We start from the raw sequence: 229 nt of genomic DNA on the forward strand, positions 1-229 counted from the left end.
GGCTGCGGCGGCGGTTGCGTTCCGGCAGCACCGCCCAGATCAGGATGAAATCGCCGTTGCTGGCGTGATTGGCGAAATAGACGCGCCGCTGGCGCTGCATCGGGTCGGCGCCGCGCCACTCTGCCCGCACCGCCGTGATAAGCTGGGCGAAAAAGGTGATGACGGTGCCGGTGAACGAAGCAAGCGCGGACCGCAGCGCGGACCGGCCGCGTCGGTTTGCGGGCTGGGG

1 pseudogene is annotated in these 229 nt (G+C 69.4%); it reads right to left on the reverse strand.

What is annotated here, in order from left to right:
• Nucleotides 1-229: pseudogene (locus RMT89_RS45765) on the reverse strand (hypothetical protein); the annotation flags it as partial.

Origin of the sequence: Streptomyces sp. P17, assembly GCF_032436805.1 — a bacterium.
Lineage (GTDB): Bacteria > Actinomycetota > Actinomycetes > Streptomycetales > Streptomycetaceae > Streptomyces.